Source organism: Bradyrhizobium sp. OAE829, assembly GCF_040546575.1.
Lineage (GTDB): Bacteria > Pseudomonadota > Alphaproteobacteria > Rhizobiales > Xanthobacteraceae > Bradyrhizobium.
In genome coordinates this window covers 4,952,982-4,973,388 of the sequence record NZ_JBEPOE010000001.1, presented here as the reverse complement: position 1 = coordinate 4,973,388, position 20,407 = coordinate 4,952,982, and the positions used below count along the sequence as shown (strand labels likewise).

Below are 20,407 nucleotides of genomic sequence, written 5' to 3'. Positions count from 1 at the left end.
CGCGCTCAACCGGTAAGCCGCGGCGTATGGGTCCCTGCGTTCGCAGGGACGACACGAGTGGTATCCTCACCCCACCGGCCGAAACGAATCCGCCCGGGCCATATCCCAGGCGTCGCGGAAGCGTGGATCGCTGGTGCCGTCGATCAGCTCGCCCGGGCGCAGCGACGGATAAAGTTTCGCGAACGTCAATGTGTCGTTCGTGGAGGATCGCTGCGAGAAGTGGATCGGCCGCAACTGCTGCGGATGGTCGAGGCCGGCGGCGGCGAGAAGTTCGGACAGGGCGTGCAGGGTGGCGTGATGGTAGGAGTAGACCCGCTCGCTCTTGAGTGGCACCACCAACGCGCGGGCGCGGAGCGGGTCCTGGGTGGTCACCCCCGTCGGACAGCGGTCGGTATGGCAGCTCAGCGACTGGATGCAGCCCAGCGCGAACATGAAGCCGCGCGCCGAATTGCACCAGTCGGCGCCGATCGCCATCGCGCGCGCCATGTCGAAGGCGGTCGCAATCTTGCCGGCGGCACCGATGCGGATGCGGTCGCGCGCATTGATGCCTACCAGCGCGTTATGGACGAAATTGACACCCTCGCGCATCGGCATGCCCAGATGGTCCATGAATTCCAGCGGTGCTGCGCCGGTGCCGCCTTCATTGCCGTCGACCACGATGAAATCAGGGTAGATCCCGGTCTGCAGCATCGCCTTGCAGATGGCCAGGAACTCCCAGGGGTGGCCGATGCATAGCTTGAATCCGGCAGGCTTGCCGCCGGACAACCGCCGCATCTCACCGATGAAGCTCATCATTTCGAGCGGCGTCGAGAACGCGCGGTGAGTGGCCGGCGAGATGCAGTCTTCGCCCATCGGCACGCCCCGGATCTTTGAAATCTCTTCCGAGACCTTGGCCGCCGGCAACACGCCGCCGTGTCCGGGCTTGGCGCCCTGGCTGATCTTGAGTTCGACCATCTTGATCTGGTCGTCGGAAGCAATGCGCGCGAACAATTCGGGATTGAAGCTGCCGTCGCGGTTGCGGCAACCGAAATAGCCGGATCCGATTTCCCAGATGATGTCGCCGCCGTTCTCGCGGTGGTAGGGACTGACGCCGCCCTCGCCGGTGTCATGCGCGAATTCGCCTTTCCTGGCGCCTGCATTCAACGCGCGTACGGCATTTGGACTAAGCGCACCAAAACTCATCGCCGAGATGTTGAACACCGAGGCCGAATACGGCTTGGTGCAATCCGGACCGCCGATGGTAACGCGAAACTGCTCGACGGCGCGAGCCTTCGGCGACATCGAATGATGCATCCATTCATAACCGTCGCGATAGACGTCTTCCTGGGTGCCGAACGGCCGCTTGTCGAGCTGCATCTTGGCGCGCTGATAGACCAGCGCGCGGGTATCGCGGGAGAACGGCATGCCGTCCTTCTCGCTCTCGAAGAAATACTGCCGCATCTCCGGCCGGATCTCTTCCAGCAGGAAACGGATGTGCGCGGAGATCGGATAATTCCGCAGCACCGCGTGGCTCTCTTGCGTGAGGTCGCGAATGCCGAGAAGGGTAAGCCCGCCGAAGATCACGATGGGAATCAGCAGTATTTCCCACACCTTCAAATTATGATCGAAGATGCCGATGCCGATCAGCAGTGCCGTGACGACCGCGCAGATCGTCAGCACGATGTAGCGTGGCGAGAACGGCATCAACAGCGTTTCCATGACATTCCCTCAGCCGGAAAATATTCTTGCGGAATTGTTCTTGTCCGCCAGCAGCTTAATCCAACCATTGGAATAAGCACCATACGATATACGGTCCAGCCGTCGCGAACGTGACACAGGATCGAGAAAAGATTTGCCGATGCCGGCGGTGGTTGAATCAATTGATCGGAAACGGCTTTTGCAGTGCAGCGCAACGGTCGTGCCTCAGTGGCTGTGCAGCCGCATTTCTCCGGGAATCTTGCCCTGTTGCGGGCCATCGTGGGCCAGCCACGCATCTGTCGTGGCAATCGCGCGGTCGATGTGATCGGCGGTGCGCGAAAAATCGTAAGGTGATCCTACCAGCGGGCACAGCGGCGGCACCACGAAATATTCGATGCCGGGGTCGAGGCCCTCCAGCTCGATGACCAGTTGTCGCGCGATCAGCAGCGTCAGCGCGTGCAACGCATTGGCGACCGCGCCGACGGGAGGTGCCTGCGTGGCGCAGGCGTGCCCGGTCGGCAGGATGATCAGCCGTTTGGCGCCTTTCTGAACCGCGACCTGGATCGGCGTGTTGCTGGAGATCGCACCATCGGCGAGATAGTAATTCTTGTAGGGGATCGGCGCGAAAGCGCCGGGGATCGCGGTCGAAGCAACGATCGCTTCCGAGGTCGAGCCTTCCGACAGCACAACGCTGTCGCCGGAAATGATGTCGGTGGTGACGATATGCACCGGCACCTTGGCGTCCTGCAGATTGCGGTAGGGAATGTGGTCGTCGATCAGCTTGCGGATGCCGTCGTGGGAAATCAGGAAATCGCGGCGCCACAGAAAGCTCAACACCGTGCGCCAATTCATCGGAAACACGTCATGCCGCGTCAATCCGCGCCAGATGTCGCCCAGCCGCTCCACGCCCTTGAGCGTCGGGTCGCCGGCATAGAAGGCGCCGTTGAGGGCGCCGACGCTGGAGCCGACCACCATATCGGCGGAAATTCCATGGGCGGCGAGCGAATGCAACATGCCGACCTGAATGGCGCCAAAACTGCCGCCGCCGGCGAACACAAAGGCAGTCTTCACCGGACCGATCTGATCGCGTACCGACAACACCTGGCTCCCTGATCGCCGCGTCGGCACAGGCCGCATGGCGCTGGGAGGGTTATAGCAGCGCGGGAATGGGATGGGCTACTAACAGAGCCGTCATTGCGGGCGATGGAGCGACGCTCTATCCCCACGTCGTCCCGGCCTTGAGCCGGGACCCATAGCCACCGGCGGCAATTGGTTTGCACGCTGGTCGCTTTTTCCTTTTCAACAACGCGGGCCGCAGCGTATGGGTCCCGGCTCAAGGCCGGGACGACACCGTTAGCGCTCGACGAACGCCTTTTCGATCACGAAGTGACCGGGCTGGTTGTGGCTGCCTTCGAGGAAGTCGCGGCTCTCGAACAGCTGGCGCAGTTCTTCCAGCATCCCGGGGCTGCCGCACATCATGATGCGGTCGGTCGCGATATCGAGCGGCGGCTGGTGGATGTCGTTGAACAGCTGGTCCGAGGTGATCAGGTCGGTGATGCGGCCGCGATTGCGGAACGGCTCGCGGGTCACGGTCGGATAATACAGCAGCTTCTCGGACAATAGCGGTCCGAACAATTCGTCGTCGCGCAGCTTCGCGACCAGTTCCTCGCCATAAGCGAGTTCGGAAACCTGCCGGCAGCCATGAACCAGAACGATGGTTTCATAGCGCTCATAAACATCAGGATCCTTGATCAGGCTCGCGAACGGCGCGAGCCCGGTGCCGGTCGACAGCAGCAGCAGGCGCTTGCCCGGAATCAGATTGTCGGTGATCAGCGTTCCCGTCGCCTTGCGGCCGACCAGGATCGTGTCGCCTTCGCGGATCTTCTGCAGCTTCGAGGTCAGCGGCCCGTCCGCGACCTTGATCGAGAAGAACTCGAGTTCCTCCTCGTGATTGGCGCTCGCCATGCTGTAGGCGCGCAGCAGCGGCCGGCCCTCGACCTCGAGGCCGATCATCGCGAACTGCCCATTCTGGAAACGGAAGCCGGAATCGCGGGTGGCGGTGAAGCTGAAAAGCGTATCGGTCCAATGACGGACAGAAAGAACTTTCTCTCTATAGAACGCGCTCATGTGTTTTCGTTTTTCCTGACGTCTTGGTGTAGAACAAATCAGTTTCTTGCCGGTTTTTCGGGTCTCGAAGAGCTAAAAACCCCCAAAATCATTGGCGATTTGACGTTTCAATTGCGCCAAAGCGAGAGATAGTCAAGATCGATTGCCGCACAACTGAGAACTCGGAATGGCAGTCGGTTTATTTTGCAGAAAGGTTCGATTGGTCTTCGTTAACGTAAGACGATACACGCAATTAACTTGCTGAAATCGACGCCGATCTGGCAATAAATTGCTACGGAATTTTAGAACGCGTCAAAAGAGACCGCATGCGAAACGTGAGCGAATTTCGACAAGGTAAACCGGGCTTTTATCCGGACCAGTCGATCTATGCCGAATTCGCCTGCGCCGAGTTCGGATTGAGCTTTGGCGATCTCGACGGCGGTTCGGGGCTGCTGTTTATCGTCGCTTCAACGAATAAATCGCTGCATTTCGGCGCGGGCCGCTGCTCGTGGTATCCGCAGAACAACGCCACCGCCTCGACGCTGGCTTCCGACAAATACTTCACTGCGAAAATTCTCGCGCAGGCCGGCGTGTCGACAATCGAGGGCGAGTACTTCTTCCTGCACGATCGCTATCGTGCGCATCGACCATTGGGCCACGAGCGCGCCGACGCGCTGGCGTATTTTCGGGAATTGGGCGGATCCGCCTTCACCAAACCGCTGACGGGATCGCGCGGCGATTTCGCACAAAGGATTCATGACGAAGCTGCGCTAAGCCGGTATCTCGACGACGTCGCGAAGTATTACGACGCGGTCCTGATCCAGCCGATCGTCGAAGGCATCGAGTTCCGGATATTCCTGCTCGACGATGATGCGCTGTACTGCGCGCGCAAATATCCGCCCTTCGTCCGCGGCGACGGCGTCCACACGCTGCGCGAATTATTCGCTGCCCATAACCATGCCCTTCGCGCCCGCGGCCTCTCGCCGGCTTCGCCCGGAGAGCGCGACCCATCGCTAGAAGCCGTGCTGGCGAAGGGCGAACGCCGCGACATTCCCGGCCGGATGAATCTGAGCGCAGGCGGAACGATGGTGCTCGAAGAAGCGCCTTCCGAAGCAGCGGTTATGCTGGCGAAAAAAGCCGCCCGCGCGCTCGGGCTTCGTGTCGCAGCCGTCGATCTGTTCGCCGGCATTGGCGGCGAGCCCGGCGCGGCAACCGCGATCGAGGTCAACTCCAATCCGTCGATCCGGCTGCTGGAAGAATCCGATCGCGGCGACCTGATTCTCAAAATCTGGCATCACACGTTTCACACGATGGGACTGCTCGGTGTTTGACCTGCCGAAATATGGCGACGGCATCTGCCTGGCGCGCCTGGCCGAACTACTCGACGCGCTCGGGATCGATCGCGCACGGCTGCAGCGGAGTTCGGTCGTGGTGACCGGCTCGAACGGCAAGGGCAGCACGGCCGCGATGTGCGCCGCGATCGGACGCGCCTATGGCCTGCGAACCGGCCTCTTCACCTCGCCTCACCTGCTGCGCTTCAATGAACGTATCCGGGTCGACGATGCCGAGATCGGCGATGATGATTTTGCTCGGTGCAAGCAAAGGGTTGCGACCGCCATCGCCGCGATTTCGCAGCAGCGCGGTGAACAATTCGGCGCGTTCGAAGCGCTGTTTGCACTCGCCTGTCTGCATTTCGAGGAGAGCGACTGCGAGTTCGCGGTGTTTGAGGCTGGCATCGGCGGCCGCTACGATCCCGTCCGCCTGGTTGGCGCACTTCAGACCTGCGTAACCTCGGTCGATTACGAGCATGTCGAACTGCTCGGCAACTCGCTGCAGCTGATCGTCTCCGACAAGAGCGATGCCTGCGCCAGTAGCGGCACCATCATCTACGGCGAGAACTGCCGGGGCCTGCGGCGCCATCTGCTGGAGTATAATCGCTCTCGCGGGATCACGTCGCTGTTCGTTCGCGACGAGATCGGCATCGACGGCGAGTCCGCGTCCCCATCGGCAGCGCGGTTCGATTACCGGTTCGGCCATCACGATTATCGCGGCATCGGGATGCGCCTTCTCGGCGCGGTTCAGTTCAACAATGCCGCGATCGCCATCACGCTGTTCCTGCTCTGGCTGCAGGGCCGGCAACCGCACAAGGCGCCGGAGCGGATTGACCAAGCCATCCGGGCCGGCCTTCGCGAGACGCAATGGCCCGGCCGTCTCGAAATCATCGCGCAGTATCCATTGACGGTGATCGATGTCGGCCACACCCCCGACGGCATCCGGCAATCGCTCGCAAGTCTCAAGGCGATCCACGGCGCCGATGGCTGGATTCTCGTCACCGGCGCCTCCGGCGACAAGAAGACCGATGAGATCGTAGGCAGCCTGGCGCCGGCGTTCGATACGATCATTTGCACGGCGGCGTACCACAAGGGCGCGAAACCGCAGGACATCGCGGCAGCGGCGCGGCTCGCCAATCCCGCGGCGGATGTTCAGGTCGCCGCGACGATCGGGGACGCGGTGCGGCTGGCCGGTGCGTTGGCGGCGTCGCAGAAGCGCAAAGTATATGTCGCGGGCGGACTGTTCCTGGCGATCGAATACGCCACAATCGCCCGCGGTGGCTGCGCGCAGGATTTGAAGTTCTTCTGAGGCCTGGATTTTACAGATCTGGCGGGAGGCGCAACACCACGAGTGCAATCGGTCGCCCGATATGCGATCAACTGCATCAAGAACGATCAATCCGAGGGAGGGAACGCCATGAACGCAACCGTCAATCGCCAGATCCTGCTGGTGGAAAAGCCGACCGGAAAACTCGGGCCCGAGCATTTCAAGATGTCGGAGGGCGCGGTGCCGGAGCCGAAGGACGGCGAGGTGCTGGTGCGGGCCCGCTATATCTCGCTCGACGCCGCCAACCGCGCATGGATGCACGGCGCCACCTATCGCGCCGCGGTCGAGGCCAACACCGTGATGGCCGGCGGCGGCATCGCCGAGGTCGTGTCCTCGAAGGCTCCGGGCCTTAGCCCCGGCGACATCGTGTTCGGCGATACCGGCTGGCAGGATTACGCGGCGGTGCCCGCAAAGCATTTGACAAAAATGCCCCGGATGGAGCCGATGACGCATCTGCTCAGCGTCTACGGCATCGCCGGCCTCACCGCCTATTTCGGCCTGCTCCATGTCGGCAAGCCCAGAGAGGGTGAGACCGTCGTGGTCTCGGCCGCCGCCGGCTCGGTCGGCTCGATCGTCGGCCAGATTGCAAAGATCAAGGGATGCCACGTCGTCGGCATCGCCGGCGGCAAGGACAAGTGTAACTGGCTCACCAGCGAACTCGGCTTCGACGCCGCCGTCGATTACAAGGACGGCGCGACCTACAAGGCGCTGCGGGCAGCGGCGCCGAAGGGCATCGACGTCTATTTCGACAATGTCGGCGGCGACATTCTGGAGGCCTGCATCGCGCTGATGAACAACCGCGGCCGCATCTCCTGCTGCGGCGCGATCTCGCAATATGATGGCGTGCCGTCAGCAACCGGCCCGCGCGGCGTGCCCGGCCTGATCGTGGTGAAGCGGCTGATCATGCAGGGCTTCATCGTGATGGACTACATGAACGAGCGCGACCAGGCCCTGAAGGACCTGCAGTCCTGGGTCGCTTCCGGCAAATTGAAAGTGCAGGAAGACGTCATCAACGGTCTGGAAAACACGCCGCAGGCGCTGATTGGTCTACTGGCCGGCGAGAACCGCGGCAAGCGGATGGTGAAGGTGTAATTCCGACTCTTGTTGGGAAGATGCGTCGCGTTGTGGGCTGCATACATCGCTAAGCTCCGGTCAGGTGCATGAACTCGTGAGATCACTCTCGCACCTGCCCGGCTTGCATCAGGTGTCGTGATGATTGAGGCGCATGCTCGTCCCGGGTTCATGGAAATCGACCTGACTTCCGAGCAGGGATCGGCGCTTCAACGTGCCGTCTCGGACCGCTATGGGTCGAAGATCGCGCAGTCGGCGCGCCTCGCGCGGCGAATTTTCCTGGTTCGCTCGCCGTGGGCACCCGGCCTCCGCTTTGTCGGCGCCGAGACATGGCCCCAGGCGCCGCACGGAGCTTTATCCGATCCGATCTCATTCAGCCTGAGCGGATCGGGGGAAAGGCTCGAAGAAGCGTTCGTATCCTGTGTGGGCGAGGGAATCGACAGGCTGGCGCAAATCGAGTGTCCAGGGGACGTCACGACCGTCGCTGATTTCCCCGCGGTAAAGCGCCAGGTGCCAAGCAGCGTTGCTGCGGCGATCGAGCAGGACATGGCCGATCAGACGCTGGCGAAATCCACGCCGCTCGCATGGGCAAGAGGAAAACTGCTCGATACGGAACACGCCTTCGATAGCTGCCGTGATGTGCTGATTCCGGCCGACTGGTGCTTTCGGCGTACGGATGCAAGCCTGAAGCCTCGCACAGCGCTTAGCGTGGGCGTCGCAGCCGGCCCGACGTTTGATTGGGCAGCTTCGCGAGCGCTCCTTGAATTGATCGAGCGCGATGCGGCGAGCCTCTGGTGGCAGGGCGGGCGCCGCGGCAAGGCGATAGCGCTCGATGATCCGGCGATGGGTGAAATTGTGCGGCTGATGCGCGCTTTGCGGCAACAGACGGACGATCGCACCTCATGGCTGCTCGACATCACCACCGACGTCGGAATTCCAGTCATTGCCGCGTTGTCGTGCGACAAGGATGGCCGGCAGCTGGCTTACGGATTATCCGCCCGGCTTTCGATCGAGGAAGCCGCGCGCGGAGCAATTCTGGAGCTTTGTCAAACCGAGCTGGCGATCCTGTTCGCCAGGATCAAGCGGGACGAAGCCGGCGAGCAAATGCTCTCGCCCAGCGATCGCGCTCATGTCGAACGTATCGCGGCTATTCACGCCGAATGTGACCTCCTCCATTCCATCCATCTGAGGGTGTATAATGATACCCCAGCGACGGGATCCGAGCTTTCGCTTGTCGGGGGAGCGATGGCCAAGTCCGGAATTGAGACAGTTTTGGTCGACATGACCCGGCCGCAATTCGACATTCCCGTCGTACGCGCGTTAGCTCCGGCGCTGCAGCCGATGCCATCCAGAATTATGACGGATCGGCTGGTGCGTGCGTGTCGCGACCATGGCGGGGGCGATCGTTACACTGGAGGCCTGACGTTGATGGAATAGCCAAGGGTCAATGGAACCGGCCTCGTTAGTATGATAAGTCGCGGGTGATCAGCGTTGAGAACCGTGGCAGACACATGGGGCTACGAAGCGGAGCGCCAACAGGCGAAAGCGGCGGTGGTGCCAACAGCCCTACCCTGCACGTTCGTTTGCTTGGCAAATTGTCGTTGCTTGTCAACGACAATGAGATCGAGCTGCTGAGCCGCAAGACCAAAGCTTTGCTGGGATATTTGGCGCTGACCGAAGCCCAGGAGGAAAGCCGTGATCGCCTGATCGGCCTGTTCTGGAGTGAATCGTCGGAGGAGCGCGCGCGCGCTTCGTTGCGGCAGGCTCTCCACGAAATCCGCAACGCCTTTCTGCCCAGCGGGTTTGAAGGATTTCATACCGACAAACTTGTTGTCGCACTCGATCGTACGCAAATCCGGGTCGATCTGATCGATGTCCTCAAGGATGCGGTCAACGGATCGCCAAATCCCGTATTGCTGCAGCAACAAGACCTGATCGACCATATCCTGGCCGAAGTCGAGAGTAGTGATCCTGCGCTCCAGACGTGGGTGCTGGCAAAGCGGCAGACCATCCGCGATCAGCTCATTCGGCACCTGGAGACTGCACTTCGCGGGCAGACCAAGGTCACCGGGATAGGTCGCGATATCGCGGTAGCGATTATCAATCTCGACCAGACCCACGAAGAAGCGTGTCGATATTTGATTCGCGCGCATGTTGCAGACGGCGCGATCGGTAGTGCTCTCAGGGTATACAAGACATTGTGGGACCTGCTGGAAGCAGACTATGACGTCGAGCCGACCCAGCAGACTCAGGACTTGATCGCCGAGGTAAAAGCAGCGCTGCCGTTCAGTGGAGCCTCCTCAAACGCCGCCGACGCGCCGATCCCGCAACCGGAGGCCCCCGCTGATATCAAGCCGGCAACGGAGCCGCCACGGTCTGCTTCGCCGGCGGGGCTGGATGTCGACCAGCTGTTGGCGGCGCGCGAACCCAGGCTCATTCTCTCGGTGGGCCCGTTTGTGCTGTCGAGCCACGACTCGAAGCGAGACTACATGGCTCAGGGCTTCCGGCGCGAGTTGATAGCCTGCTTCGTCCGCTTTCGCGAATGGCACATCCGCGACTGGACCAGCCCGCCGACAGACCACGTACCGGAAGGCCCAAAGGATGAATTCATCCTTGACGCAGGCGGCTTCGAAACCCGGAAGGCGCTGCATTTGGTGCTGACGCTGCGCGACGGCACGACCGGAACCTATCTGTGGAGCGAAAGCCTCACATTGACCCTCGAGAATTGGCACCAGGCCCAACAAAATCTGGTACGTCGCATCGCTTCCGCCCTGAACGTGCATGTTTCGGCGGAACGGATGAACCGGATCACGACGCGGCAAGTCCAGGACCTGAAGGCATACGACATCTGGCTGTTCGGCCAGGCGACATTGCTCGGCTTCGACCCGCAGCGATGGGATAATGCAGCGGATCTGTTTCGACAGGTCGTGCGACAGATGCCTGATTTTGCACCGGCTCATTCCAGCCTCGCGCAATTGAACAACTCCTATCATATCGTCAAGCCGGGAACTGCGCGCGACGCCAAACGAACCATGCAGGCGCTCGCTTATGCGCAGGAAGCGGTGCGCCTCGATCCGCTCGATTCACGCAGCCAGCTTTGTCTTGGATGGTCGCATGCGATGGCGAAGCATTACGAGCAGGCGATGATCTACATTCCGCTCGCGCACGGACTGAACGACAACGACCCTTGGACGCTGGTTTCGGCAGCCAATTGCTACGCATTCTGCGGCCGCGACAAGGAAGCGGCCGAAATTGTTGAGTCAATGCTGCAACGCAAGGCAACGGTCGCGCCAACCGCGCTGCAATGGGCGTATCACACAGCCGTCCGTTTCATGATCGGAGATTACGAAAGCTGCGTAGCGGCGGCTGATTTCGCCGGCGATCTCAACGCAAACGTCCCCGGCCTGAAGGCTGCCGCGCTTTACCACCTCGGCCGCGAGCAAGAAGCCGCGGCCGAGCTCAATCGCTTCTTCAGCATCGTTCAAAGCCGCTGGTCGGCGGAACAGCCGGCCACGCCGGCGGCCATGACGCGCTGGTTCCTGCACCTTTTCCCGATCGCGAAACCAGAGAGTTGGGCACGGTTGCGCGACGGCATCGAGGGTGCCGGCGCGCCCACCGAAGGCCTGTTTCATCACCAATGGTGATGACACGGCACGCGGCGCTCATCCGCAGTTTCGAATCGAATAATCTCCAATGCGAGCAGCATGCAGGTCGAGCAGACCCGCCTTCCTCATTTGCGGTAACGGGACGCTGAAGAAATCTTCGTAAAACCGCGGCATCGGGTAAAGCGCGTCCTTCTTGTTCAGGTCGGCCTCGGTGTCCTCGATCATCGATTTTGGCGGCAATTTTATCACCGCGGTTTGCGAACTGTATTGAACGATTTCCAGACCGACCATATCGTCTGGAAACTTGATGATCAGTCCGATATCCGCGGCTTGCGCCAATAGTTCTTCCATGGTCCGCGGTATCGCCGGCGCCGGCCTCTCTGGGGCAATGTAATTTTTTCCGGTCGCCCAGGACTTCACAAGCTTGCCCCAAAGGATGTCATCGTGGATCTCCAGTTTGGTGCCCATCACTATCTCCGATCTATCGATGAATTCAGATCAACGCATGCCGTCAGGCCAGCGCCGTCGACCGAACTGGCCAAGGTGGACGCTCAGCCGCAATTGCGTATCGAATAATCGCCGATCCGCGCCGCATGAAGATCGAAGAGTTGATCTCTGGAAAGCGCGGGAAGCGGGACCTGAAAGAATTCCTCGTAGAATTCGGGCATCGGGTAGACCGCACCGGGCTGCTCCAGCTTGGCCTCGGTGGCTTCCACCATCGCCTTCGGTGGCAGTTTGATCACAGCGGTTTGCGGGCTGTATTGGATCACCGCCAATCCGACCATTCCGTCCGGAAACGTGATGTGCAGGCCGACGTCGCGGGCGGTCTGCAACAGATCCTCCAGCGTTCGAGGGATCGCGATGGCGTCGCGATCCGGATGGATATAATTACGCCCGGTCGCCCATGATTTCACCAGCTTGCCCCACAGGATGTCGTTGTCGATCACGAGAGTATCACCCATGTCTATCCTCCATTGTTGACTAGATGTGCGGTTTGGTCATTGAGGCGGATGTTCGTCACTGCGCGGTTCAAGGATTCCGTTTGACTTCATGAACGTCAGGAGATCGTCGAAGGTTACGATCTCCGGTATTTTGGAGATCGCCGCCGCCGGAGCTCCAAGTCTTTGCAACGGCCCCAGCTGCGCCTTGAGTTCCCGCAAGGGATTGAATTCAGAATCCGCGACCATCAGCGGATATTTCAGCATGGCGCCCACGACCGTCTCCGCAATGATGATCGAGCCGAGCGGTCCGAGACGCAATCCGTGGTGCTTTTTCTTGGCTTCGTACAGAACGAAGAACGGCAGCGGCGGATCCTGCACGATCGCAGCGATGTCGTCGTCAGTGAATTGTTCTGATATGCCTCCCGGATCGGCTGTCTTCTTCAGCCATTCCGTCAAACCGGAAATGTGCTCATCATACATCGGAAGAAAATTGGAAAGCTCGGTACCTTTTTCGGCGCTTCTGAGCCGCAGTTTGTCGATCAATTTGGGAACCGACCAAACCCTGGCAAAGACTGAACTCACGAGATCGCGATTGGGCAGTCCGGCGATGTCGCCACGCCCATCTCGGTTGGGCATCATTGGCGCAAAATAGAATCCGCTCTTTGCAAGCGACGAGAAATGAGGAAGGAGCCGGCGGCTGTGGTTCACAGGCTCATGGCCGTTGACCTTGAAGAACCGCTCCCAATTGACGATCCAATCCTCGGTCAGCGGGACGAACCCCGGAGAACGCCGCGAGTTGAACTGCATCGCTCGACCGGCGTCGAGCGGCTCGTCTAATGCATCCTTCACGACGTATGTGTCGCGAAACATCGCGTGCCCGCAGCGAAAAGCTCCGTGAGAAAATTCAACGGGAATCTTGCCGAACTCCGCCGCATCGTCGGACAGAAGATTGCCGGGATTGATCTCGGGCAGAAAATAGTATCGGTAAACGGAAGAATCGAGCAGCTGATAGAGCACGTCCTTGATGATGATCTTTCGGTAAATCAAGGTCAGGACGAAACGCGCGCAAATGAAGTTGCGATAGGCATCCGGCGCGGTCGATGGTGGAAGCACGGAATCGATCTGATCCAGTATGAAATTGTGCATCCGATGAAAGAGAAGGGTCATCTGGGCGATAAGCGCCTGATCCTCATTGCGGGCGTCGGCTATCAGCGCCTCCGTGCGCAGGCAACGCGGAGCGCCACCGGGGTTCGCTAGTCCGTCGTCCCTGACGTCCACCGGCATCGCCCGGCCGACATCCGCAAATGGCGTGTTGGCCGTAGATCCGGAACGGGTTTGCGCACGACCGCAACGCAACTTTGTGCGCGGCATGAATCCACGGGATTGCATGCACACCCGGCTGTATTCGTATGCATGCGGACTGATATCGGGACCCCCGCCGTAAATCGTATCCAGGGTCAGAGGCTGCTGTCTGGTATTTTGAAACCCGAAGCGGCGGCCCTGTGTGGCGGCGAGCGAGATGGACGTGTTCACCATGTCATGGGTGATGAGCTGCAGAAGATAGGTGTATCCGGACGGGATGTTCGGATTGTCCTCGGGCTCCGGATCGTTGACTTTTTCCCGGTTGATGCGAGCGGCCAGCTTGCGCATGAGGATGCGCAGATCGGCCGGGTTCTTGCCTGCCCCGAATACCGAGGAGTCGGACAGCGGAAACAGATTTCGCATGCCGTCAAGATTGCTGTCGGCACCGAGCTCTCGGGGGCCGCCCTCGAGCTCGGGGATCACTGAAAGATTCACGCCGTGCATGGGTTGTGTCCTTCCTGGTTCGAAAGCGATTAGGCCACGGCAGCGTCAATTCAGCGTCAAGAGGCGGCAAAGCAATGAATTTGCTGCTCTTTTATCGACGGTATTCACCGGCGAACTCGCACTGAAAGACGTGCACCGGCTGGCACATGTTGCGAAACTGCTGCATGCCGGAATCCTGCAGCGGCAATCGGAGGCCCGCCTGCACGCGCTTCGCCACCTCGTCCGTCATCGCGATTCCGCCCGGGGGAGCCACGGCTTGCAGCCTTGCCGCGACGTTGACGTCGTGGCCATAGATGTCTTCCGGATCGGCAATGATGTTGCCGCAGCTTAGCCCGATGCGGAAGACGATCTGTCGATCGGCGGACATGCCCTTGCAGCGCTCAGCCATGCCCTGCTGTATCTGGACGGCGCAACGCACCGCATTCAGCGCGCAGCGGAATTCAGCGAGAACGCCGTCTCCCGTCGACTTCACAAACCTTGCGCGATGTTCGGCAATTTTCGGGTCAAGTAACTCCCGGCGATGCGATTTATAGAGCAGATAGGTACGCTCCTCGTTCAGGCTCGTCAGCCGGGAATATTCGACGACGTCTGCTGCAAGCACCGTTCCCCACCTGCGGTCGGGAAAGTGCGGAACTGGCTCGATTGCGGGCAAACTGGTAACCGCAGTGAAGTGCTCTACACGCATCTTCGACTCCATCTGTTTGCGCTTCCCATTCCGTTCGAAACGTTGCTGCGATGACCCGCAACTCGTCTCATTGTTCGGATTGACGACAATCTGGCAGGCCTGCGTCATCCGAGCGTTAGCTGACGGGAAGCAGTGCCGATTGGCCGGGAAACGTCGATTTTGACGCCTCCTTTGCGCTCCGACACCGATTGGAAGCGGCCAAGCGACCTAATTCCGCGTCCGGCCCAAACGGCTGCCGGGCCGCGGGACGCAACGAGAGGGCAGCGATCCGCTTTCGCGTCGCGTCCAGCGATTGATGTGATCCGAGCTTCAGGTGCAGGGCGAGCCTGTGCGGTCCGCGCGGGCGCGTGTTGAACGCTCGGCTGTCCGGAGTGCATTCCGGCTCAACTCGAGCCGTGTCTATTCTACGTCGAAATCAATGCGCGGCACCCGGCGTCTGCGGCGCCGCCTGCCCGCCCGCTTTCTTTCGCTTCCGCTCGCTGAGCCAGTTCTCGAACCGCTGCACCACGACAAAGAACGTCGGCACGAACAGCACCGCGAGGCAGGTCGAGGCCAGCATGCCCGAGAACACGGTGATGCCGATCGATTTGCGGGCGTTAGCGCCGGCGCCGGTCGCCAGCACCAGCGGCACCACGCCGAGGATGAAGGCAAACGACGTCATCAGGATCGGCCGGAACCGGGCGCGCGCCGCCTCAACAGCGGATTCCAGCAGCGGCTTGCGGTCGCGCACATGCAGTTCGAGCGCGACCTCGACGATCAGAATGGCGTTCTTGGCCGACAGCGCGATCAGCAGGATGATGCCGATCTGGGTATAGAGGTTGTTCTCGATCCGCAGCCCCGTCAGCACGATCATCGGACCGAGTAGCGACAACGGCACCGCCAGTATCACCGAGATCGGCGCGAACCAGCTTTCATATTGTCCGGCCAGCACGAGATAGACCAGCAACAGCGCGAGCCCGAACGCCCAGTAGATCTGGCCGCCGACAACCTTCTCCTGGTACGACATCGCCGTCCATTCAAAGCCGGTGCCCTGCGGCAGGGTCTTGTCGGCGATCTCCTCCATCAGTTTCATCGACTGGCCCGAGCTGTAGCCCGTGGCCGGCAGGCCGATGATGCTTGCGGACGGATAGAGATTGTACAGGCTGATCAGCGAGGGGCCGACCGAGGGCGTGATCTTGGCGACCGTGCCGAGCGGGATCATGTCGCCATTGCTGTTACGCACCATCATGTTTTGCATGTCGCGCAGGGTGAGGCGGTACTGCGCGTCCGCCTGGGCGTAGACCTGGAAGGTGCGGCCGAACTTGTTGAACTGGTTGACGTAGGTCGAGCCCATGTAGGACGACAGCGTCGAGAAGATCTGGTCGGTCGTGACATGCAGGGTCTGGGTCTTGACCCGGTCAACCTCGACGTCGAATTGCGGCACCATCGAGCGGAACGACGAACTGACGCGCTGCAGCGCGCTCTGCGTCTGCGCGTTGGAGACGATGGCGCCGGCAATCGCCTGCAGCTTGCCGTAGTCGGCATTGCCGTCGCGTAGTTGAACCTGCATCGCAAAACCGGCGGCGTTGCCGATGCCCTGGATCGGCGGCGGCGGAACCACCAGGATGCGCGCCTCCTCGATGACGGACATTTTCTCGTTCAGGCCGACGAACAGCGACCGCAGGTCCTCGCCCTCGCCGCGCGCGCTCCACTCCTTCAGGATCAGATAGGCGACGCCGGCATTGGCGAGGCTGGAAGAACTATCGAGCGCCGAGATGCCGGAGATGCTGATGACCTGATCGACGCCCGGGTGCTTGCTGGCGATGTCGCTGACGCGGGTGAGCACTTGCTGGGTGCGGTCGAGCGAGGCGCCGTCGGGCAGTTGCACGGCGACCAGGAGATAGCCCTGATCTTCAATGGGAATAAACCCGGTCGGCACCCGCGACAGGCCGTAGCCTGCGCCGCAGATCAGGATGAGGGCTGCGATCACCGAGATATTGCTGTGCGCAACCAGGCGGCCGATCAGCCGGGCATAGGCGCGTTCGACCCGGTCATAGACCGCGTTGAAGCCGCGGTAGAAGAAATTGCGCTGTTCCGGCGGCGCCGGCCGGCGCAGCCACAGCGCGCATTGCGTCGGCTTCAGCGTCGCGGCGTTGATGGCGCTGAGCAGCGCGGTCGCCGCGATCACCAGCGCGAACTGCGAATACATCCGCCCCGTCAATCCCGGCAGGAAGGCCGACGGCAGGAAGACCGAGATCAGCACCAGCGTGATGCCGACGATCGGCGCGAACAGCGCGTCCATCGCCGATATCGCGGCGTCATGGCCGGACATGCCCTTCTCGATGTTATGCGCCGCGCCCTCGACCACGACGATGGCGTCGTCGACCACGATGCCGATCGCAAGCACGATCGCGAACAAAGTCGAGATGTTGACGGTGAAGCCGAGCGCCGCCATCGCGGCAAAGGCGCCGATGATCGTCACCGGCACGGTCGTCGCCGGCACCAGCATCGCCCGCCAGTCCTGCAGGAAGATCAGGATCACGATCAGGACGAGGAAGCCGGCCTCGATCAGCGTCTTGTAGACCTCCTTGATCGATTCGGACACGAACTTGGTGGTGTCAAACGGCGTGTCGTACTTCACGTCCTGCGGAAACGCCTTGGCGAGCACGGCCATCTTTGCCTCGACGGCCTTCTCGACCTCGAGCGCGTTGGCGCCGGGCGACTGGAACACGCCGATGCCGGTGGCGGGCTTGTTATTGAGCGAGAACACCTGGCTGTAGGTCTGCGCGCCGAGCTCGACCCAGCCGACGTCGCGGACGCGGGTGACATCGCCGTTGCTGCCGGTCTTGACGATGATGTCCTCGAACTGGCTCTTGTCGCTGAGCCGCCCATTGACGTTCAGCGTGTACTGGAACGCCTGCCCCGCCGGCGTCGGCGGCGCACCGATCTGGCCCGCGGTGACCTGCTGGCTCTGCTGCTGGATCGAGGTGACGACGTCCTGCGGCATCAGGTTGCGCACCTGCAGCTTGTTCGGATCGAGCCAGACCCGCATCGAATACTGGCCGGCGCCGAACACCGTGACGTTGCCGACGCCGGGCAGACGCGACAGTTCATCCCTGATGTTGATGGTGGCGTAATTGCTCAGGAACAGGCTGTCATAGGTCGCATTCGGCGACGTCAGCGTCACGAACAAGAGAATCGCCGTCGATTTCTTCTGCACGGTGACGCCCTGGTTCTGCACCGATTGCGGCAGCTGCGACAGCGCGCTCGACACCCGGTTTTGCACCAGCACCTGCGCGAAGTTGAGGTCGGTGCCGATCTTGAACGTCACGGTCAGCGAATAGGTGCCGTCGGCGCCGCTGTAGGACTGCATGTACAGCATGTCCTCGACGCCGTTGACCTGCTGCTCGATCGGCAGCGCCACGGTATCGATCACGGTCTTGGCGCTGGCGCCGGGATAGCGCGTCGTCACCTGCACCGTCGGCGGCACCACATCAGGGTATTGCGCCACCGCGAGGCGAAACAGGCACACCCCGCCGATCAGGATCATCAGGATCGCGATGACGTTGGAAAGGACGGGGCGCTCGATGAAAAATTTCGAAATCATGGCCGGTCCTTATTTGGTGGGCGCCGGCGACGCTTCGATTTTCTTGACCTGCGGGTCGACCTTCTGACCGGGGATCGCGCGCAACAGCCCCGCCGTGACCACCCGGTCGTCCGGCTTCAGGCCGCTCTCGATGACGCGCAGGTCGCCCTCCAGCGGCCCGGTCTGCACCTTGCGTTGTTCGACCACATTTTCCGCGTTCACGACCAGCACGTAACGGCCCGCCTGGTCGCTGCCGAGCGCCACGTCAGGCACCAGCAATGCGTTCACCTGCTCATCGAAGGGCACGCGGACCCGGACGAAGAATCCCGGCAACAGCGCCCGGTCCGGATTCGGCAATACGCCGCGCACCGCGAGCGTACCGGTCGATTGATTCAGGGTCGGCGAGACGTAGTCGAGGTTGCCCTTGTGCGGAAAGCCGGTCTCGGTCTGCAATCCGACCTCGACCGGTAGCTTCCGGAGTTCTTCGACCGAGATGCCCCTTTTCCGGGCTTCGTCCCGAATCCGCAGCACGTCCTGTTCGTTGACGTTGAAATTCACATAGATCGGGTCGAGCGCCACGATGTTAGCGAGCTGTGTCGGCGATGATACGCCGACCAGTTCGCCGATGGAGACCAGATGCGCGCTGACGATGCCATCGAACGGCGCCGTGACATTGGTGTAGCCGTAATTCATCGCCGCGATTTTGGTGTTGACCTGGGCCTGCTGCAGGTTTGCCTGCGCGTTCTCGCGCGCCGCCGTCGAAGTATCGAGCGTTGCCTGCGAGACCGCCTGTCTTTGCACCAGATCCGACTGCCGCTTGAAATCGGCTTCGGCCTGCTTCATCGAAGCTTCCATTCCGGTTTGGGCGGCCTGCGCCTGATCGAGCTTCAGCTTGTAGGTTTCAGGTTCGATCGTGAACAGCGTGGTGCCTGCCTTCACGAAGGTGCCGTCTTTATAATTGATCGATTGCAGGAAGCCCTGCACGCGCGCGACCAGATCGACGTTCTTGATCGGCGCGGTATTGCCGGTCGCCTCCAGATAGCGCGTGATGCTGCGCTGCACCGGCACGGCAACCTCAACTTTCGGCGGCGGCGGCGGCACAAAAGTATTTTGTTCGCAGGCACTTAAGACACCGAATGCGGCAATGGCGAAGACCGCGCGACACGCAATGGCGCCTCTCTGTCTGAAGGTGTCATGTGGTTTGCTGCATGCCAGCGAACGCTCAGACTTCATTTGCGTGCCTCAATACGTTTGTTCTTGTAAAGCGCGTTCTATTCAAATTATGGCGTTCGACCATCCCATAAAAATAGCAACAATCCACTTGCAGGGGAACCCGAAACCGAAAATGATGCCGCGCGCGAAATTTTCTTCGCTTTCTCGTTCATGATTTCACTTCTGTTGAAGCGGCGGCTCCAGCGACTACAAAAAGGATTTATTCAAATGATCAACACGTTGACACGTGCCGCAACACTCGGGGCGTTGATGACGGCAGTGACATTCGCAGTTGCAGCACCGGCATTTGCGCAGGCGCCGAGCCAGGCGCAGCGCGATGCGATCAAGACCCAATGCCGGTCGGATTATATCGCGCATTGCTCCAGTATTCCGCCGGGCGGCGAAGCTTCGCTGCAATGCCTGCAGAAGAATATGTCGAGCCTGTCATCAAGCTGTCAAAGCGCGGTGCGTGCCGTGCAAGCGCCGGCAGCTGCCGCGCCCGCGGCCAAGCCCGAATCCGCTCCGGCCGCGGCCGGTGCAAAGCCCGCCACCACGACCGCGGCGCCCAAGGCCGATTCCAAGGCTGACGCCAAGCCCGCAGCTGCGGGGCAGCCGTCCAGCGCGCAGATCTCCGCGGTCCGCAGCGCCTGCCGCTCCGACTATCCAAAAGTCTGCGCTGGCGTGCCGACCGGCGGTGCCCCGGCGCTACAGTGCCTGGACAAGAACAAGGCAAAACTTTCACCGGCTTGCGAAAAGGCGGTCACGGCGGCCGTCGGCGGTGGTGGCGCGCCGGCGGCGGGCGCCGCTCCCGCGGCGGCGGCAGCTCCGGCAGCGGCAGGCGCTGCTGCTGCACCGGCCGCGCCCACCGTGATCGTGCTGCGACCGATGCGGCCGCGCGAAGAGCTGATGGTGCTGCGGTCGGCCTGCGGCGCCGATGTCCGCACGATCTGCGGTAGCGTTCAGCCGGGCGGTGGCCGCATCGTGCAGTGCCTCGCCACCAACGCGGCTTCACTGTCGCCCGCCTGCAAGGACGTGCTGAGCCAGTTCGCGGCGCGCTAGTGACCCGTGCGATCCGATCACG

16 protein-coding genes are annotated in these 20,407 nt (G+C 61.4%); 7 read left to right on the top strand and 9 right to left on the bottom strand.

Annotated features, from left to right (window positions below):
* Window positions 1-66: 66 nt before the first annotated feature.
* The 3 genes from ABIE49_RS23950 to ABIE49_RS23940 form a co-directional block, all read right to left on the bottom strand.
* Complete coding sequence (locus ABIE49_RS23950) at window positions 67-1,698, bottom strand: FMN-binding glutamate synthase family protein (RefSeq protein WP_192739260.1); 1,632 nt, start codon at window positions 1,696-1,698, stop codon at window positions 67-69.
* Window positions 1,699-1,902: 204 nt separating this feature from the next.
* Window positions 1,903-2,775: a patatin-like phospholipase family protein gene (locus tag ABIE49_RS23945; RefSeq protein ID WP_354066947.1), complete on the bottom strand. Its 873-nt coding sequence runs from the start codon at window positions 2,773-2,775 to the stop codon at window positions 1,903-1,905.
* 255 nt (window positions 2,776-3,030) lie between these two features.
* Complete coding sequence (locus tag ABIE49_RS23940) at window positions 3,031-3,804, bottom strand: ferredoxin--NADP reductase (RefSeq protein ID WP_192739262.1); 774 nt, start codon at window positions 3,802-3,804, stop codon at window positions 3,031-3,033.
* Window positions 3,805-4,109: 305 nt separating this feature from the next.
* Here ABIE49_RS23940 and ABIE49_RS23935 point away from each other — a divergent pair, with 305 nt between their 5' ends.
* From ABIE49_RS23935 to ABIE49_RS23915, 5 genes are all read left to right on the top strand, one after another.
* Window positions 4,110-5,114, top strand: coding sequence for an ATP-grasp domain-containing protein (locus ABIE49_RS23935; protein ID WP_192739263.1), 1,005 nt, complete (start codon window positions 4,110-4,112; stop codon window positions 5,112-5,114).
* The gene (locus ABIE49_RS23930) at window positions 5,107-6,423 is read left to right on the top strand and encodes a bifunctional folylpolyglutamate synthase/dihydrofolate synthase (protein ID WP_192739264.1); all 1,317 of its coding nucleotides are present in this window, start codon (window positions 5,107-5,109) and stop codon (window positions 6,421-6,423) included. Before ABIE49_RS23935 ends, ABIE49_RS23930 begins: the two co-directional genes overlap by 8 nt.
* A 108-nt stretch (window positions 6,424-6,531) precedes the next feature.
* Window positions 6,532-7,533, top strand: a complete 1,002-nt coding sequence (locus ABIE49_RS23925) for an NADP-dependent oxidoreductase (RefSeq protein WP_192739265.1) — start codon at window positions 6,532-6,534, stop codon at window positions 7,531-7,533.
* A gap of 120 nt (window positions 7,534-7,653) precedes the next feature.
* Window positions 7,654-8,949 (top strand): YcaO-like family protein, encoded by a 1,296-nt coding sequence (locus ABIE49_RS23920; protein ID WP_192739266.1) that lies wholly within the window; start codon window positions 7,654-7,656, stop codon window positions 8,947-8,949.
* 44 nt (window positions 8,950-8,993) lie between these two features.
* A complete protein-coding gene (locus ABIE49_RS23915) occupies window positions 8,994-11,156 on the top strand; it encodes an AfsR/SARP family transcriptional regulator (protein WP_192739267.1) in 2,163 nt (720 codons plus the stop codon).
* A gap of 18 nt (window positions 11,157-11,174) precedes the next feature.
* On the opposite strand, the gene ABIE49_RS23910 is transcribed toward ABIE49_RS23915, so the two are convergent.
* From ABIE49_RS23910 to ABIE49_RS23885, 6 genes are all read right to left on the bottom strand, one after another.
* Complete coding sequence (locus tag ABIE49_RS23910; RefSeq protein WP_192739268.1) at window positions 11,175-11,585, bottom strand: hypothetical protein; 411 nt, start codon at window positions 11,583-11,585, stop codon at window positions 11,175-11,177.
* Between the two features lie 83 nt (window positions 11,586-11,668).
* Window positions 11,669-12,079, bottom strand: a complete 411-nt coding sequence (locus ABIE49_RS23905; RefSeq protein ID WP_192739269.1) for a hypothetical protein — start codon at window positions 12,077-12,079, stop codon at window positions 11,669-11,671.
* Between the two features lie 36 nt (window positions 12,080-12,115).
* The gene (locus ABIE49_RS23900; protein ID WP_192739270.1) at window positions 12,116-13,864 is read right to left on the bottom strand and encodes a peroxidase family protein; all 1,749 of its coding nucleotides are present in this window, start codon (window positions 13,862-13,864) and stop codon (window positions 12,116-12,118) included.
* A gap of 91 nt (window positions 13,865-13,955) precedes the next feature.
* Complete coding sequence (locus ABIE49_RS23895) at window positions 13,956-14,657, bottom strand: adenylate/guanylate cyclase domain-containing protein (protein WP_192739271.1); 702 nt, start codon at window positions 14,655-14,657, stop codon at window positions 13,956-13,958.
* A 307-nt stretch (window positions 14,658-14,964) separates the two neighbouring features.
* Window positions 14,965-18,135 carry an efflux RND transporter permease subunit gene (locus ABIE49_RS23890; RefSeq protein WP_192739272.1) on the bottom strand — a complete coding sequence of 1,057 codons (3,171 nt, stop codon included), beginning with the start codon at window positions 18,133-18,135 and terminating at the stop codon, window positions 14,965-14,967.
* 9 nt (window positions 18,136-18,144) lie between these two features.
* Window positions 18,145-19,260 (bottom strand): efflux RND transporter periplasmic adaptor subunit, encoded by a 1,116-nt coding sequence (locus ABIE49_RS23885; RefSeq protein WP_354067586.1) that lies wholly within the window; start codon window positions 19,258-19,260, stop codon window positions 18,145-18,147.
* On the opposite strand from ABIE49_RS23885, the gene ABIE49_RS23880 reads away from it, so the two are divergent.
* Both ABIE49_RS23880 and ABIE49_RS23875 read left to right on the top strand, forming a co-directional pair.
* Window positions 19,163-19,501 (top strand): hypothetical protein, encoded by a 339-nt coding sequence (locus ABIE49_RS23880; protein ID WP_354067751.1) that lies wholly within the window; start codon window positions 19,163-19,165, stop codon window positions 19,499-19,501. The two genes, ABIE49_RS23885 and ABIE49_RS23880, sit on opposite strands and share 98 nt — an antisense overlap.
* Window positions 19,502-19,554: 53 nt before the next feature.
* Entirely contained in the window at window positions 19,555-20,385 is an 831-nt protein-coding gene (locus ABIE49_RS23875) for a hypothetical protein (protein ID WP_192739274.1), read from the top strand.
* The last annotated feature ends 22 nt before the right edge of the window (window positions 20,386-20,407 follow it).

Bases quoted from the DNA above. Each gene is read 5' to 3' on its own strand.
- ABIE49_RS23950 (WP_192739260.1), bottom strand. From the start codon at position 1,698: ATGGAAACGCTGTTGATGCCGTTCTCGCCACGCTACATCGTGCTGACG.
- ABIE49_RS23940 (WP_192739262.1), bottom strand. From the start codon at position 3,804: ATGAGCGCGTTCTATAGAGAGAAAGTTCTTTCTGTCCGTCATTGGACC.
- ABIE49_RS23935 (WP_192739263.1), top strand. From the start codon at position 4,110: ATGCGAAACGTGAGCGAATTTCGACAAGGTAAACCGGGCTTTTATCCG.
- ABIE49_RS23925 (WP_192739265.1), top strand. From the start codon at position 6,532: ATGAACGCAACCGTCAATCGCCAGATCCTGCTGGTGGAAAAGCCGACC.
- ABIE49_RS23920 (WP_192739266.1), top strand. From the start codon at position 7,654: ATGATTGAGGCGCATGCTCGTCCCGGGTTCATGGAAATCGACCTGACT.
- ABIE49_RS23910 (WP_192739268.1), bottom strand. From the start codon at position 11,585: ATGGGCACCAAACTGGAGATCCACGATGACATCCTTTGGGGCAAGCTT.
- ABIE49_RS23905 (WP_192739269.1), bottom strand. From the start codon at position 12,079: ATGGGTGATACTCTCGTGATCGACAACGACATCCTGTGGGGCAAGCTG.
- ABIE49_RS23900 (WP_192739270.1), bottom strand. From the start codon at position 13,864: ATGCACGGCGTGAATCTTTCAGTGATCCCCGAGCTCGAGGGCGGCCCC.
- ABIE49_RS23895 (WP_192739271.1), bottom strand. From the start codon at position 14,657: ATGACGCAGGCCTGCCAGATTGTCGTCAATCCGAACAATGAGACGAGT.
- ABIE49_RS23890 (WP_192739272.1), bottom strand. From the start codon at position 18,135: ATGATTTCGAAATTTTTCATCGAGCGCCCCGTCCTTTCCAACGTCATC.
- ABIE49_RS23880 (WP_354067751.1), top strand. From the start codon at position 19,163: ATGCTGCGCTGCACCGGCACGGCAACCTCAACTTTCGGCGGCGGCGGC.
- ABIE49_RS23875 (WP_192739274.1), top strand. From the start codon at position 19,555: ATGATCAACACGTTGACACGTGCCGCAACACTCGGGGCGTTGATGACG.